General features: G+C 73.4%; 15 protein-coding genes and 1 pseudogene. 10 read left to right on the forward strand and 6 right to left on the reverse strand.

What is annotated here, in order from left to right:
* Positions 1-25: 25 nt before the first annotated feature.
* Positions 26-775, forward strand: coding sequence for a hypothetical protein (locus tag EDD28_RS14475; protein WP_123740466.1), 750 nt, complete (start codon positions 26-28; stop codon positions 773-775).
* Positions 775-1,479, forward strand: a complete 705-nt coding sequence (locus EDD28_RS14480) for a DUF1361 domain-containing protein (protein WP_123740467.1) — start codon at positions 775-777, stop codon at positions 1,477-1,479. The genes EDD28_RS14475 and EDD28_RS14480 overlap by 1 nt, the downstream gene beginning before the upstream one ends.
* Here EDD28_RS14480 and EDD28_RS14485 read toward each other — a convergent pair.
* Complete coding sequence (locus tag EDD28_RS14485; RefSeq protein WP_211339237.1) at positions 1,476-1,955, reverse strand: MarR family winged helix-turn-helix transcriptional regulator; 480 nt, start codon at positions 1,953-1,955, stop codon at positions 1,476-1,478. The two genes, EDD28_RS14480 and EDD28_RS14485, sit on opposite strands and share 4 nt — an antisense overlap.
* Positions 1,956-2,097: 142 nt before the next feature.
* Here EDD28_RS14485 and EDD28_RS14490 point away from each other — a divergent pair, with 142 nt between their 5' ends.
* Complete coding sequence (locus tag EDD28_RS14490; protein WP_245968095.1) at positions 2,098-2,994, forward strand: quinone oxidoreductase family protein; 897 nt, start codon at positions 2,098-2,100, stop codon at positions 2,992-2,994.
* Positions 2,995-3,016: 22 nt separating this feature from the next.
* On the opposite strand, the gene ald is transcribed toward EDD28_RS14490, so the two are convergent.
* On the reverse strand, positions 3,017-4,138 hold the full coding sequence (ald, locus tag EDD28_RS14495; protein WP_123740469.1) for an alanine dehydrogenase: 1,122 nt from the start codon (positions 4,136-4,138) through the stop codon (positions 3,017-3,019).
* Positions 4,139-4,284: 146 nt separating this feature from the next.
* Here ald and EDD28_RS14500 point away from each other — a divergent pair, with 146 nt between their 5' ends.
* Both EDD28_RS14500 and EDD28_RS17985 read left to right on the forward strand, forming a co-directional pair.
* Positions 4,285-4,812: a PH domain-containing protein gene (locus EDD28_RS14500; RefSeq protein ID WP_123740470.1), complete on the forward strand. Its 528-nt coding sequence runs from the start codon at positions 4,285-4,287 to the stop codon at positions 4,810-4,812.
* Positions 4,809-5,432, forward strand: a complete 624-nt coding sequence (locus EDD28_RS17985; RefSeq protein WP_245968096.1) for a class I SAM-dependent methyltransferase — start codon at positions 4,809-4,811, stop codon at positions 5,430-5,432. The genes EDD28_RS14500 and EDD28_RS17985 overlap by 4 nt, the downstream gene beginning before the upstream one ends.
* A gap of 26 nt (positions 5,433-5,458) precedes the next feature.
* On the opposite strand, the pseudogene EDD28_RS14510 reads toward EDD28_RS17985, so the two are convergent.
* The 3 genes and pseudogenes from EDD28_RS14510 to rnhA form a co-directional block, all read right to left on the reverse strand.
* Positions 5,459-6,493 (reverse strand): annotated as a pseudogene (locus tag EDD28_RS14510) (GtrA family protein); the annotation flags it as partial.
* Positions 6,490-7,590, reverse strand: a complete 1,101-nt coding sequence (locus EDD28_RS14515) for a phosphodiester glycosidase family protein (RefSeq protein WP_123740472.1) — start codon at positions 7,588-7,590, stop codon at positions 6,490-6,492. The gene EDD28_RS14515 and the pseudogene EDD28_RS14510, both read right to left, overlap by 4 nt.
* A 70-nt stretch (positions 7,591-7,660) precedes the next feature.
* Positions 7,661-8,113, reverse strand: a complete 453-nt coding sequence (gene rnhA, locus EDD28_RS14520) for a ribonuclease HI (protein WP_425469984.1) — start codon at positions 8,111-8,113, stop codon at positions 7,661-7,663.
* A 44-nt stretch (positions 8,114-8,157) separates the two neighbouring features.
* Between rnhA and EDD28_RS14525 the strand changes: the two genes are divergently transcribed.
* Together EDD28_RS14525 and EDD28_RS14530 are read left to right on the forward strand one after the other, a co-directional pair.
* Positions 8,158-9,558 (forward strand): UTP--glucose-1-phosphate uridylyltransferase, encoded by a 1,401-nt coding sequence (locus tag EDD28_RS14525; protein ID WP_123740473.1) that lies wholly within the window; start codon positions 8,158-8,160, stop codon positions 9,556-9,558.
* Positions 9,555-10,007: an NUDIX hydrolase gene (locus tag EDD28_RS14530; RefSeq protein WP_123740474.1), complete on the forward strand. Its 453-nt coding sequence runs from the start codon at positions 9,555-9,557 to the stop codon at positions 10,005-10,007. The genes EDD28_RS14525 and EDD28_RS14530 overlap by 4 nt, the downstream gene beginning before the upstream one ends.
* Positions 10,008-10,043: 36 nt before the next feature.
* On the opposite strand, the gene EDD28_RS14535 is transcribed toward EDD28_RS14530, so the two are convergent.
* Positions 10,044-11,132, reverse strand: a complete 1,089-nt coding sequence (locus EDD28_RS14535) for an LLM class F420-dependent oxidoreductase (protein ID WP_123740940.1) — start codon at positions 11,130-11,132, stop codon at positions 10,044-10,046.
* A 167-nt stretch (positions 11,133-11,299) separates the two neighbouring features.
* On the opposite strand from EDD28_RS14535, the gene EDD28_RS14540 reads away from it, so the two are divergent.
* Genes EDD28_RS14540 through EDD28_RS14550 form a run of 3 tightly spaced genes read left to right on the forward strand, consistent with a single transcriptional unit; the run spans position 11,300 to position 13,312 of the window.
* Positions 11,300-12,241, forward strand: a complete 942-nt coding sequence (locus tag EDD28_RS14540; protein ID WP_170169508.1) for a DUF881 domain-containing protein — start codon at positions 11,300-11,302, stop codon at positions 12,239-12,241.
* The gene (locus tag EDD28_RS14545; RefSeq protein WP_123740476.1) at positions 12,238-12,570 is read left to right on the forward strand and encodes a small basic family protein; all 333 of its coding nucleotides are present in this window, start codon (positions 12,238-12,240) and stop codon (positions 12,568-12,570) included. Before EDD28_RS14540 ends, EDD28_RS14545 begins: the two co-directional genes overlap by 4 nt.
* A gap of 13 nt (positions 12,571-12,583) precedes the next feature.
* Positions 12,584-13,312: a DUF881 domain-containing protein gene (locus tag EDD28_RS14550; RefSeq protein ID WP_123740477.1), complete on the forward strand. Its 729-nt coding sequence runs from the start codon at positions 12,584-12,586 to the stop codon at positions 13,310-13,312.
* The last annotated feature ends 32 nt before the right edge of the window (positions 13,313-13,344 follow it).

Genomic DNA, 13,344 nt, shown 5'->3' on the forward strand with positions numbered 1-13,344 from the left:
GCGGGCGGCGTGCCAGAATCCCCGCATGGCGATCATCCCTCCCGGCGCGTTCGGCGGCTCCGGCGACGAGCAGGCACCCGCGCCATCGTTCGGCGTCCTCCTCGTCCGGGTCGATGGCGACGTCACGCACGAGTCGGTCGTCGAGGCCCTCACGTCGGCGCGCTTCACGGGCTGGGTCTCGCCGGAGGTTCCCGTCGAGGGTGACGACCCGGGCGACGCGCCCGTCCCGGTCTGGACGGTGGCCGTCCCCGAGACGCCGCTCGGCCACGTCGCGGGGGAGCGGACGACGCTGCACGAGCTCGCCGCCTCCCTCGCCGCGACGCTGGACGGCGACGCGATCGCGATGGTGAACCGCCGCGAGCAGCTCCTCACGCTCACGGCCGACCGCGCGGGCGAGCGGTGGGTCGACTACGTGTCCGACGCGCACCTCGCCCGCCCGGACGACGAGTTCGCCTGGGGACCCGAGGGCGCCTACGGCGCGGGAGCCCTGGCCCGCCTGTGCGGGCGGCCCGAGGCGGAGGAGTCCGTCTACGAGCTGCTGAGCGAGGACGAGGGCGACGACGTCAACGAGTCCGAGCGGATCGTCGCGCTCGGCCGGCTCCTGGGCTGGCCGCACTGGCTCGTCTCGGTCGGCGGCCTGCCCAAGCGGGTGTTCCGCGGGCCGGACGTCAAGGACTTCCTGCGCCTGCGCGCGGGCGCCACGGGCATCGGCGGCCGCGTCAAGGGCCGGCTCACCAAGGTCAAGCGGCGCAGCGACCTCACGCAGGGCGGCTGATGGTCACGAGCTCGGTGCTCGGCACCATCGGGATGAACCTCGGTGCCCTGCTGCTCGTGCTCTTCCGCGGCTGGGCCTTCCGCACGAGGATCTACCGGCCGATGCTGCTCAACATCGGGCTGTCGGTCCTGCCCGTCGGCGTGCTGCTCGGCGGCGAGATCGGGGTGCTCGCGCTCGCGTGGGCCGGCGCGCCGCCGTGGGTCGTGCTCGCCACGGCCGTGCTCGTCGGGCTGGTCTGGCTCCTCCTGCTGCCGAACGCCGCCTACCTCATCACGGAGCTCAACCTCAGCCACCGCCGGGAGGACGACCCGGTCCCGCAGTGGTACGACATCCTGCTCGTGCTCACGCTCGCGATGTCGGGCGTGCTCAACACGGTGCTCAACGTGTTCCTCGCGACGGTGCTCGTCGTCGTGGTGCGCTACGACGACATCGAGCCCCTCGCGTCGGGCGGCGCGAGCTGGGCCGTGGCCGGGGTCCTCGTCGCCGTGAGCTTCGGGATCTACCTCGGCCGCTACCTTCGGCTGAACTCCTGGGACATCGTGCACCCCGGCTCGTTCCTCGCGAAGGTCCGCGGCCACTTCTCGACGGCGCGCGGGATCGGTGACGCCGTCGGCTTCACGCTCCTGTGCGCCGTGTTCCTCGGCCTCATGTACGTCGTCATCGTCGGCCCGACGATCCACTCGCTCGTCGTCTCGCTGGGCTAGCCGTCCTGATCGGTCCGGCCGTCGGACCGATGGTCGGCCAGCGACGCGCGCAGCTCGCGCAGCAGCCCGGTCGCGTCGTCGAGCCGGGTGCCGTAGCGCCGCGCGCACTCGGCCAGCAGGGGCCGGCGGGCCTCGCGCGCATCGGCCGCGAGACCTCGGCCCCGCTCGGTCAGCTCGAGGACGACGGCGCGCCGGTCCGACGTCGACGGCGTGCGGACGACGAGGCCGTCGGCGACCAGTCGCGAGACGAGGCGGCTGGGGTGACCGGACTCGGCGACCAGGTGCTCGGCGAGACGGCTGAGCGTGACCGGACCCAGCGCGTCCAACGCCATGACCGCCTCGGCCTGGACGCAGGTGAGACCGATCGGTCGGAACGCGGCGGTGAGGGCGGCGTTGAGCTCCGTGACGAGGCTCTTGAGCTCGAAGGCGAGGGTGAGGACGGCGTCCTCGGCGGGATCGTGTGACATGTCATCCATCTGAGCTAGGGTGAACCATGTGACATGTTACCTAAATGAAGTGGGCGGGCGCAGGGCGATCCGCGTCGACGGCTTCGGTGTCGTTCCCGCCGCGCCCGTCAGCGCGCAGGCCCGCCGCGGAGCGCGACGGGCGGTCGTCCGGGTGACCCACGCGTCGGTCGGCGCGACCGACGTCGCCGCCATCCGCGGCGACTACCTGCTGCAGCCCTTCCCGCGGCTGACGCCCGGGTACGACCTCGTCGGTGTGGTCGAGCACCTGCCCGCGGGCGCGCCGTCCCACCTGTCGGTGGGCCAGCGGGTGGCGGCCGTGCTGCCGCGGATGGGCGCCCACGCCACGCGGGTCGCCCTCGCGCCGTCCCTGCTCGTGCCGGTCCCGGACGGCCTCGCGTCGGCGGTGGCCGCGACCGTCCCGCTCGACGGGGTGACCGCGCGGCTCGCCCTCGACGCACTGCCCCTCGACGCGCGCCGCGGCGGGAGCGTCCTCGTCCAGGGGGCCGGGGGAGCCGTCGGGTCGTGGGCGGTCCAGCTCGCCGGCGCGGACGGTCGCGAGGTCTACGGCACGGCGTCGCTCCGGTCCCGCCGGCATGCCGAGGGACTCGGCGCCACGGTGCTCGACTACGACGACCCGCACTGGGTCGAGCACCTGCGCGATCTCACCGGGGGCGGGGTGGCCGGCGCCGTGGACCAGACCGGCGGCCGGGGCGTGCGGGACGCCGTGGCGCGCCGCGGTCGCCTCGTCCGGATCGCCTTCGGCGGGGCCCCGGGCCACCAGCGCCGAGCGACGGCGACCGGCGTCGTCACGACGCTCGCGCGTCGGTACGCCGATCCGCGGGAGCTGGTCTGCTCGGTCCCGCTCCTCGTCGCCACCCGCCGCGCCGTCTACCGGCGGGCGCTGGCCGACCTGCTCGACGCGGTCGCGGCGGGGGACCTCATCGCACCGCTGCCGTCCCTGCACCCGGTCGAGAGCTACCGCGAGGCGGTCGCCGACGCGGCGAGCGCGGCGGCCGGGACGAAGACGGTGCTGGAGCTCGAGGACTGACCGCCGGAACGGACCGAGCGGGTCACCAGCCGCCGGCGAGCGCCGTCGAGACCGAGATCGCGTCGAGGTCGAACGCCTGCGCGACGCCGCGGTTCGTCACCCGGCCGGCGCACGTGTTGAGGCCCTGGGCGAGCGCCGGGTCCTGCTGGAGCGCGAGCCGCCAGCCCCAGTCCGCGATCTCGACGATGTAGGGCAGCGTCGCGTTGGTCAGCGCCCGCGTCGAGCTCTGCGGGACGGCGCCCGGCATGTTGGTCACGCAGTACAGGAGCGCGTCGTGCACCTGGAACGTCGGGTCGTCGTGCGTGGTCGGTCGCGACCCCTCGAAGCAGCCGCCCTGGTCGATCGCGATGTCGACGAGCACCGCGCCGGGACGCATCCCGGCGATCATCGCGTCGGTGACCAGCCGGGGCGCGTGCGCGCCCGGTACCAGCACCGCACCGACGACGAGGTCGGCCCGCTCGACGGCCGCGGCGATCTCGTACGCGGAGGACACCCGCGTCGTGACGGCGGGGCCGTACTTCTCCTGGATGGTCCGCAGCCGCGGCATCGCGACGTCGAGCACCGTGACGTCGGCACCCATGCCGATGGCGTTGGCGATGGCGTGCTCGCCCGCGACCCCCGCGCCGAGCACGACGACGTTCGCGCGCGGCGTCCCGGCGATCCCGCCGAGCAGCACGCCAGCCCCGCCGGTCTCCTTCATGAGGTGGTAGGCGCCGACGACGGTCGCGAGCCGGCCCGCGATCTCGCTCATCGGCTGGAGCAGCGGCAGCGCACCGCTGCCGAGCTGGACCGTCTCGTACGCGATCGCCGCGGTCCCGGCCGCGAGCAGGGCCTCGGTGCACTCCTGGCTCGCCGCGAGGTGGAGGTAGGTGAACAGGGCGAGGTCCTCGCGCAGGAAGCCGTACTCCTCCGGCTCCGGCTCCTTCACCTTGACGACGAGCTCGGCGTCCCACGCCGCCCCCGCGTCGCCGACGACGACGGCACCGGCGGCGGCGTAGGCGTCGTCGGACAGCAGCGACCCGACGCCGGCCCCGGACTGGACCACGACCTCGTGCCCCTGGGCGACCAGCTCGGCCACGCCGGACGGAGTCACTCCCACGCGGAACTCGTTGTTCTTGACCTCGGTGGGGACGCCGATCTTCATGGCAGCTCTCTTCTCGTCGCCGGAACGTCGAACCTCTCGCAGGCTAGGGTCCCACGGGTGCCAGGACCAGGGGAGGAGGTCCCTGCCGGCGCGGCCCCGCCTCTGCTACGGCGCACCGGTACCGGCGTGGCCCTAGGCTCGGGGCCATGGGCTACCCCAAGGACAACCTCGCCCCCGACGAGACGGTCATCCTGCACCGCCACCCGCACTGGAAGGCGCTCGTCCTGCCCGTGCTCGGGCTGCTCCTGGCGACGGGCGCGGTCGGCGCCGCCTGGTGGTGGTCGCGCTCGCTCGAGGTCAGCGACACGACGGAGACGGTCATCGGCATCGTCGCCGGCGTCCTGTGGGCCGTGCTGGTCATCTGGTGGTTCGTCGCCCCCCTCGTGCGCTGGGCGACGACGCACTTCGTCATCACGGACCGCCGGGTCATCTTTCGCACCGGCGTGTTCACCCGCAGCGGCATCGACATCCCGATGGCGCGGATCAACTCGATCCAGTTCCGCCACGACCTCGTGGACCGGATCCTGCGCACGGGGACGCTCATCATCGAGTCGGCGTCGGACGACCCGCTCGAGTTCAACGACATCCCGCAGGTCGAGCGCGTCCACGCGCTGCTCTACCACGAGGTCCACGACTACCTCACCGAGGACGACGACGAGACGGCCCAGCCGTGACGCGGGAGGACTGGGGCCCGAGCCGCTGGGAGCTCATCGTCGCCGAGCGGCCCGGTCACTCGCAGTGGTACATCGAGCGGTTCCGCGCGATGGAGCGCGAGGGTGCCGACATCGTGGGGGAGGCCCGGCTGGCCGACGCGATGCTCGGGCGCGGCAGCCGCGTCCTCGACGCGGGGTGCGGCCCCGGCCGGATCGCCGGCTGGCTCGCCGCGCGCGGTCACGACGTCGTCGGCGTGGACGTCGACCCCGACCTCGTCGAGGCCGCGCGGAGCGACCACTCGGGGCCGACCTACGTCGTCTCCGACCTGTCGGAGCTCGACCTGCCCGCCGCGGGCATCGCCGAGCCGTTCGACCTCGTGATCGTCGCGGGCAACGTCGTCACCTTCCTGGCGCCGGGCAGCGAGGTCGAGGTGCTGCGCCGTCTCGCGGCCCACCTCGCGCCGGGCGGCCGGATCGTCATCGGGTTCGGGCTGGGCCGCGGCTACGACCTCGCGTCGTTCGAGGCCGACGTCAGCTCGGCCGGGCTGCGCGAGTCGCTCCGGCTCGCCGCCTGGGACGTGCGCCCGTGGACGCCGTCGTCCGACTTCGTCGTGAGCGTGCTGGAGCCGTCCGGCGCCTGAGCCGCCTCCGGGCCGAACACGTGGTCGCGCTGGACGAGGAAGGACGCGACGAACAGGACCCCGTCCGTCGTGAGCTTGGCGACGAGCAGTGGGAGCCCCGCGTCCGTCAGCAGGCGGATCCCGCCGTACCCCGCCGCCAGCAGGACGACGGCGAGCGCCGCGTACCGGACGAGCTGCGGTCGCACCGGCCCGCCGGCGCGGAACACCGTGCGCCGGTTGATCGTGAAGTTGACCGTCGCGCTCGCGAGGCGCGCCCCGACGACGGCGAGCGCGAGGCTCCCGGTCAGCGCGCTCAGCACGAGCACGCCGACGACGTCGAGCACGGCCGCCGCGAGCGAGGACGCGGCGAACAGCAGGAGCGGCGCGAGCACGCGGACCGAGTCGAGCACCGGCCGGAAGTGCGACGAGGCGTTGTGGTCGAGGTAGACCGTCTCGATCGGGACGGTGTGGATCCGCACGCCGTCCCGGCCGGCGCGCAGCAGCACCGTCAGCTCCCAGGCGAACCGCTCGCCCGGGATCGCGAGCAGCCACGGCACGAGCTCGGCCGGGATGCCGCGCAACCCCGTCTGCGTGTCGTCGATCCGCTGGCCCGTCGCCAGCTCGACCAACGCCGTCGTCGCGCGGTTGCCGACGCGCGAGCGCAGCGGCACCGCGCCGTCGAACGACCGGCAGCCGAGGACGAGACCGGGCGCCGCCCCCAGCGCCCGCAGCCGGGCGAGCTCGTCGGCGACGCGGGCCACGTCACGCGGCAGGTGCTGACCGTCGCAGTCGACGCACACGATGTCGGCCCCCGGGGCGCGCTCGAGGATGGCCGCCATCCCCGTGCGCAGCGCCTCGGCCTTGCCGTAGTTGCGGGCGTGCTGGACGACGACGCCGCCGGCCGCCGCGACCAGCCCGAACGGCTCGGCGTACGCCTCGCCCGAGCCGTCGTCGACGACGAGGACCCGGGCCAGCGGCAGCCGCGCCGCCAGCGCGGCGACGAGATCGACGAGGCGGTGGTCCGGCTCGTACGCCGGGACCAGGACCCACAGGGGGCGCTCGGTCGAGCTCCCGGCGCTCACGAGTCCGTCCCCGTCGTCGTGCCGGTGGTGGCGGCGACGTAGAGGATGTCGGACGTCCCGCGCTCGGCGCCGCGCCCGAGCGGGTCGTTCACCAGGTCGCCGCTCGCGTCGACCATCGTCGAGGAGCCGCCGCCGTCGAGGTTGTACGCCTCGCTCGCACCGAGGTCGAGCATGAGCTGGGCGAGCTCCGTCATCGTGACGCCCGAGCTCTCCGACGACCGCCCGTCGACGACGACGAGCACGTAGTGGTTCGCCTCGACCATCCCGATCGCCGTGCGCGGCTGGGAGCCCTGGATCGAGTGGTTGCCGACGTTCGTGTCGACCTCCACGTCGTCGATGCCCGCGACGACGACGCCGTCCTCGACGAGCGCCGGGCCGAACGAGTACGTCTGCCACGCGCCGTTGGCGAGGAGCTGCTCGCCGCTCGTGGTCGTCTCGTCGACGAGGTCCATCGTGCCGTCGCGATAGATGACGGCGGCGGTGCGGGCGGGGGAGTCGCGGTAGAGCACGCCGTTGCGGATGACGACCCCGGTCGAGCGGAAGCCGTAGTAGTCGCCGTTGATCGCCAGGAGGGCGCCGACGTCGGCCGCGATGTCCGAGGTGTCCTCGGTGATGTTGGCGCCGAAGGCGTTCTGCGCGAACGCCGCGCGCAGCTGGGTGATGTCGCCGAGCGTGACGTCGGCGACGTAGTACGTCGCGGTGCCGCCGCTCGTCGCGAGCTGACCCGACGTCACGGTGACGACGGGGTCGGCGACCTCGGACCCCGTCTCAGCGTCGGTGGACGTGTCGCTGGTCTCGCCGGTCGCCGCCTCGTCCGACGACGCGCCGGTGGTCTCGCCGGACGAGGCGGTGCCGCTCGACGTCGCTGCCGAGTCGTTCGCCGCCTGCTCGTAGGCGGCGACGTCGGCGATCTCGACGTGCTCGATGACGAACCGGTCGAGCGCCCACGCGGTGGCGCCGCCGATCGTGAGCGCGAGCGTGAGGACGCCCGCGGCGATCGCGCGGCGCAGGGGCCGGCGGGGTTGCAGACGCCGGGTCGGTCGGGTCGGAGGACTGGGCTGGGGGCTGAGGGGCTGGGGGTGGGTCGTGGTCTCCATGCCCCGGGTCTACGCACCCGACCCCGGCACGGCGTTGGTCCACCCTGTGGGACGCCTGTGCGGGTCGCGCTCAGCGCGCGAGCGTCGGCACCCCGCGGTTGGCGAGCTGGTCGGCGCGCTCGTTGCCCGGGTCGCCCGCGTGCCCCTTGACCCAGATCCACTCGATCGTGTGGCGGGCGACCTCCTCGTCGAGCGCGCGCCACAGGTCGGCGTTCTTCACGGGCTGCTTGGCCGAGGTCCGCCAGCCGTTCCGCTTCCAGCCGGCGATCCAGCTCTTCATGCCCTGCATGACGTACGTCGAGTCGACGTGGAGCCGGACGTCGCAGGGGCGGCGCAGGGCGCGCAGCGCCTCGATGACGGCGGTCAGCTCCATGCGGTTGTTCGTCGTCGTCGCCTCACCGCCCCACAGCTCCTTCTCGCGCGCGCCGGCGACGAGGAGCGCGCCCCACCCGCCGGGTCCCGGGTTGCCCTTGCACGCCCCGTCCGTCCAGATCTCGACCCGCTCGCGCTCGTTCACCGCCACACGGGACACCCTATGCGGGGTGGCCGACGCCCTAGGCTTGGCGCATGAGCGACCGTGGACTTGACCTCGCCGTGACCAAGATGAGGGACGCCGGTATCGGGGACCTCGCCATCGCGACCTTCACCCGGCTCTACCGGGAGCTGGAGTCGGGGGCGACGGGACTGATCCGCGAGGCGGACGTCGAGCCGCTGCGGGACATCGACCGTCAGGCCGACCTGGACGTCAGCGAGGCGGACGCCCGCGAGGCGATCGCGCGGACCGTCGTCATCAAGCTCAACGGCGGGCTCGGGACGTCGATGGGGCTGGAGGGACCGAAGTCTCTCCTGCCGGTGCGCGACGGGCTCACGTTCCTCGACCTCATCGCCCGTCAGGTCCTCGCGGTGCGGGAGCAGTACGGCGTCGACCTGCCCGTCGTCTTCATGGACTCCTTCCGCACGCAGGCGGAGACGCTGGCCACCCTCGAGGCGTACCCGGACCTCGGCGTCGACGGCCTGCCGCTCGACTTCCTCCAGAACCGCGAGCCCAAGCTCGACGCCGAGACGCTCGAGCCCGTCACCTGGGAGCGCAACCCCGACCTGGAGTGGTGCCCGCCGGGGCACGGCGACCTCTACACGGCGCTGCAGACCTCCGGGCTGCTCGACCGGCTCCTCGAGCGCGGCTATCGCTACGTCACGGTGTCGAACGCCGACAACCTCGGCGCCGTCCCGGACGCGGGCATCGCGGCGTGGTTCGCGGCGTCCGGCGCCCCGTACGCGGCCGAGCTGGTCGCGAAGTCCGACGCCGACGTCAAGGGCGGACAGCTCGTCGTCCGCAGGTCCGACGGCCAGATCATCCAACGCGAGACGGCGCAGACCTACCCGGAGGAGCTGGACGTCGCCAACGACCGGCACGTCCACCCGTTCTTCCACGCGAACAACCTGTGGATCGACCTCGCGCAGCTGCGCGACCTGCTCGCGGCGAACGACGGCGTCATGCCGCTCCCGCTCATCCGCAACCTCAAGACGGTCGACCCGGGCGACAAGACCTCGACGAAGGTCGTGCAGCTCGAGATCGCGATGGGGGCCGCCGTCAACGTGTTCCCGGGGGCGCGCGTGATCGAGGTCGAGCGGGCGCGGTTCCTGCCGGTCAAGACGACGAACGACCTGCTCCTCCTGCGCTCCGACGTGTACGAGCTGACGCCGCAGTGGCACCTCGTGGCCCGCCGTCCGGCCCCGCTCGTCTCGCTGGGCGAGAAGTACAAGCTGATCGCGGACTTCGAGGCCCGCGTCGAGCACGTGCCATCGCTCGTCGAGGCGGACTCGCTCACCGTCAAGGGCGACTGGAGGTTCGGTGACGACGTGCGCGTCGTCGGCGAGGGCCGGCTCGTCGCGGCCGACGACGAGCCGCACATCGTGCCGCCCGGCGCGACGGTGACCGTCGACGGCATCGCCGGCGCCGCGCGGTGACGCACGCGCCCGACCACCCCCGCCTCTCCGGCTACGCGGTCGTCGTCCACGACGGCGCGGTCCTGCTCTCCGGCCTGACCGGCGACGAGCGCTGGACGCTGCCCGGCGGCGGCGTCGACTTCGGGGAGCACCCGGCCGACGCGGCCGTGCGCGAGGCGCGCGAGGAGACCGGGCTGGAGATCGCGCTCGGCGACCTGCTCGGCATCGACTCGCTCGTCGTGGTCGCCGGCGAGACCGGGGAGCAGCAGCACGCCGTCCGCGTGCTCTACACCGCGACGGTGGTCGCGGGGGAGCTGGCGGCGGAGGCGGACGGCTCGACGGACCGGGTCGCCTGGCACCGCCTGGACGGGCTCGACCGCCTGCCCCTCGTCGAGCTCGTCCGGACCGCGCTGAGCCTGGCCGGGCACGACGTCCCGGCCGACCGCGAGGGCGTGGTCGACGCGGGCTGAGCCACGCCGACCCGTCGACCGCCACGCGGCCGGGGGTCAGCGCGGGTCGCGCTCCGAGCGCAGGACGTCCGCGATCTCCTCCTCGGGACGCGGCGGGATCGTCTCGTCGTCCTCGAGCACGTGCAGCTCCAGCTCGGGCGCGCCGACGTGCGGCAGCACCTCGCGCTCGAACAGCTCGATGCCGGACCGGTCGTAGGCAGCCTCGGGGAAGTAGAAGATCCCGTAGCCGAGCCCGGCCTCGCCCATCGCGCTGAGCCGCTCGGCGATCTGCTCGGGCGTCCCGCAGGCGAGCGAGGAGCGCGCGCCCCGGATGCTCTCGTCCGTCTTCTCCCGGCCCAGGTGGGGGAGCAGCCGCTCCTCGAGGACGCGCAGCCGCTCGTCGACCTCGGCCTGCGTCGCGCCGATCGTCACGTTGTAGTTGGCGCTGCGCGTGATGGCGTCGAAGTCGGTGCCGAGCTCGCGGCAGTGCTCGGCGAGGATCTCCGACTTGTGCGCGAACCCCTCGGGCGAGCCGTCGAAGTTCGTGTACCGGGCGTACTGGGCCGCGATCCGCAGCGTCACCTTCTCGCCGCCGCCCGCGATCCACAGTGGGATGCCGCCCTCCTGGAGGGGGAGCGGGCGCACGATCGCGCCGTCGACCTGGTAATGCTCGCCGTCGAGGCTCGCCACGCCCAGCCGCCACGCCTGCGACAGGATCTCGACGCCCTCGCGGAGCATTGCCAGCCGCTCGCCGGCGCGCGGGAAGCCGTAGCCGTAGGCGCGCCACTCGTGCTCGTACCAGCCGGCGCCGATCCCCATCTCCGTGCGGCCGCCGGAGATGACGTCGACCGTCGCCGCGACCTTCGCGAGGTAGGCCGGGTTGCGGTACGCCATGCACGTGCACATCTGACCGAGGCGCACGCGCGAGGTCGACGCGGCCAGTGCCGCCATGAGCGTCCACGCCTCGTGCGTCGCCTCCTCGCTCGGCACGGGGGTCGTGTGGAAGTGGTCGTAGACCCACACGGAGCTCCACGGGCCCGCGTCCACGTGCTGCGCGAGGGAGCTGATCGTGCTCCAGTGGTCCTGCGTCGGGATCCCGACGAGGTCGAAACGCCAGCCCTGGGGGAGGAAGAGTCCTGCCTGCATCGCCATGTCCCGAGCCTAGGGCGTCCGCGGCGGGTTAGCCTTCGCCTATGACGACGCGGGCGGGGCGGGAGCCGGTGCTGCCCGACGACGCGCCCGCGGCGTCCTCCCGTCCGGCCCCGCGCGCGCCAGCCCGTCCGACCGGGGCGCGCCCTCGGCCCGATGCGTCGATGACCCTCCTCACCCAGGTGATGGAGAACCCGCTCGACCCCGGGTACGAGGCCGTGACCCGCCGGCGCCGGGAGGATCCCGACTGGCGGCCGTCCACGCTGTCGAAGGTGGTCGTGCTCCTGCTGACCATCGCGATCGGCGCCGGACTGGCCATCGCGATCTCCTCGCTGCGCTCCCCGGTCGGGGGGCGTAACGCCGCGCGCGAGCTGCTGATCGACCAGATCACCGAGCGCCGCGCGACCCAGGACGAGCTGACCGAGCACAACGCCGAGCTCAACGCGCAGATCCTCGAGCTCTCCGGTGCCGAGCTGGCCCTCACGGACCCCGACCGGCGCAGCGAGCTCGACTCGCTCGCCGTCGCGTCGGGCGTCGCGTCGGTCCGGGGGCCGGGCGTCGTGGTCACGCTCACCGACTCCGAGCAGGCGCAGGCCGACCCGATCACCTACGGCGTCGAGGCGGTCCAGGCCGGCGACCTTCAGGTGGTGGTCAACGCGCTGTGGGCCGGGGGAGCCGAGGCCGTGGCCGTCAACGGGACGCGGATCGGCGCGAACGGCGGCATCCGCGGCGCCGGACAGGCGATCCTCGTCGACCGCATCCCCGTGGGCTCGCCCTACGTCGTGTCCGCCATCGGCTCGCGCGAGGAGCTGACGAAGGCCGTCGCGAGCGGCACGACGGGCTCCTACCTCGACGTGCTCCGGACCAAGTACCGGATCGGGATCGCCGTCGCCGGCGACGACGACCTCTGGCTGCCCGGAACGGTGACGACACAGCTGCGCTACGCCGAGCCGCTCACCCCGACGTCGGGGCAGACTGGTCCCGGCGACCTGGACGCTCCGATCGGGAGCTACGGGTTGGGCGGCCAGGCCGCCGGAACGACAGGGACAGCAGGAACCGTTGGAACCGTTGAAGCGGGAACCGGGGAAGGGAAGGGCATCTCGTGATCGCCGTCATCGGGCTCGTGCTCGGGATCGTCGTGGGGCTGGTCTTCTCGCCCGACGTCCCGCCGGCGCTGCAGCCCTACCTGCCGATCGCCGTCGTCGCGGCGCTCGACGCGCTCTTCGGCGGCGTCCGGGCGCAGCTCGAGGGCACCTTCGTCGACCGGGTCTTCATCACGTCGTTCCTCTCGAACGTGCTCGTCGCCGCCCTGCTCGTGTTCCTCGGCGACCAGCTCGGGGTCGGCAGCCAGCTCTCGACGGCGGTCGTCGTCGTCCTCGGCATCCGGATCTTCTCCAACGCCGCGTCGATCCGGCGGATCGTGTTCAAGGCATGACGACGGACACCGCATGACGCACGCCAAGCACACGCCGGAGCCGGCCGCCCGGAGGAAGGGGTGGGGGACCCGCTCGCACCTGCTCGTCGCCGTGCTGTGCGCCGCGCTCGGCTTTGCGATCGTCGTGCAGGTCCGCCAGACCCACGCCGACGAGTTCTCGCTCCTGCGGCAGAACGACCTCGTCGCGCTGCTGGACGAGATCACGCAGCGCAACGAGCAGCTCGAGGCGGAGCAGGCGCAGCTCGTGCTCGACCGCAACGACCTCGAGGCCGGCGTCGGGTCCGCCGAGGTGGCCGAGCGCAACGCGATGGTCCAGGCCGTCCTCGCCGGGACGGTGCCCGTCAAGGGGCCCGGCATCGAGGTGACGATCAACCAGACGGGGGCCGCCATCCCGGCGGCGAGCTGGGTCAACCTCGTCGAGGAGCTGCGCAACTCCGGTGCGGAGGCGATCGAGATCGGCTCCGTCCGGTTCGGCGCCGCTAGCTGGTTCGCCGACGACGACCGCCGCGTCCTCGTCGACGGCGTCCCCATCACGTATCCCGTGACGGTGCGCGCGATCGGCGACCCGCAGACGCTCTCCGGCGGGCTGCAGATCCGCGGCGGCGCGCTGCCGCGACTGCGGTCGGAGGGCGCCGTGACGACGGTCGAGCAGCTCGACGAGCTGACCATCTCCTCCATCCGCGTGCTGAGCCCGCCGGAGATCGCGCAGCCCGCGCCGGAGGACGCGAAGGACGACGGCTGAGCGTGCGCCGACCGGGCGGGTGAAGGCCGGAT

It is taken from the genome of Salana multivorans, assembly GCF_003751805.1.
Classification (GTDB): Bacteria; Actinomycetota; Actinomycetes; order Actinomycetales; family Beutenbergiaceae; genus Salana; species Salana multivorans.

Excerpts from the sequence above, each read along its gene's own strand:
- EDD28_RS14515 (WP_123740472.1), bottom strand. The coding sequence starts at position 7,590 with ATGGAGACCACGACCCACCCCCAGCCCCTCAGCCCCCAGCCCAGTCCT.
- EDD28_RS14500 (WP_123740470.1), top strand. The coding sequence starts at position 4,285 with ATGGGCTACCCCAAGGACAACCTCGCCCCCGACGAGACGGTCATCCTG.
- EDD28_RS14535 (WP_123740940.1), bottom strand. The coding sequence starts at position 11,132 with ATGCAGGCAGGACTCTTCCTCCCCCAGGGCTGGCGTTTCGACCTCGTC.
- EDD28_RS14550 (WP_123740477.1), top strand. The coding sequence starts at position 12,584 with ATGACGCACGCCAAGCACACGCCGGAGCCGGCCGCCCGGAGGAAGGGG.
- EDD28_RS14480 (WP_123740467.1), top strand. The coding sequence starts at position 775 with ATGGTCACGAGCTCGGTGCTCGGCACCATCGGGATGAACCTCGGTGCC.
- EDD28_RS14540 (WP_170169508.1), top strand. The coding sequence starts at position 11,300 with ATGACCCTCCTCACCCAGGTGATGGAGAACCCGCTCGACCCCGGGTAC.
- ald (WP_123740469.1), bottom strand. The coding sequence starts at position 4,138 with ATGAAGATCGGCGTCCCCACCGAGGTCAAGAACAACGAGTTCCGCGTG.
- EDD28_RS14485 (WP_211339237.1), bottom strand. The coding sequence starts at position 1,955 with ATGGATGACATGTCACACGATCCCGCCGAGGACGCCGTCCTCACCCTC.
- EDD28_RS14475 (WP_123740466.1), top strand. The coding sequence starts at position 26 with ATGGCGATCATCCCTCCCGGCGCGTTCGGCGGCTCCGGCGACGAGCAG.
- EDD28_RS14525 (WP_123740473.1), top strand. The coding sequence starts at position 8,158 with ATGAGCGACCGTGGACTTGACCTCGCCGTGACCAAGATGAGGGACGCC.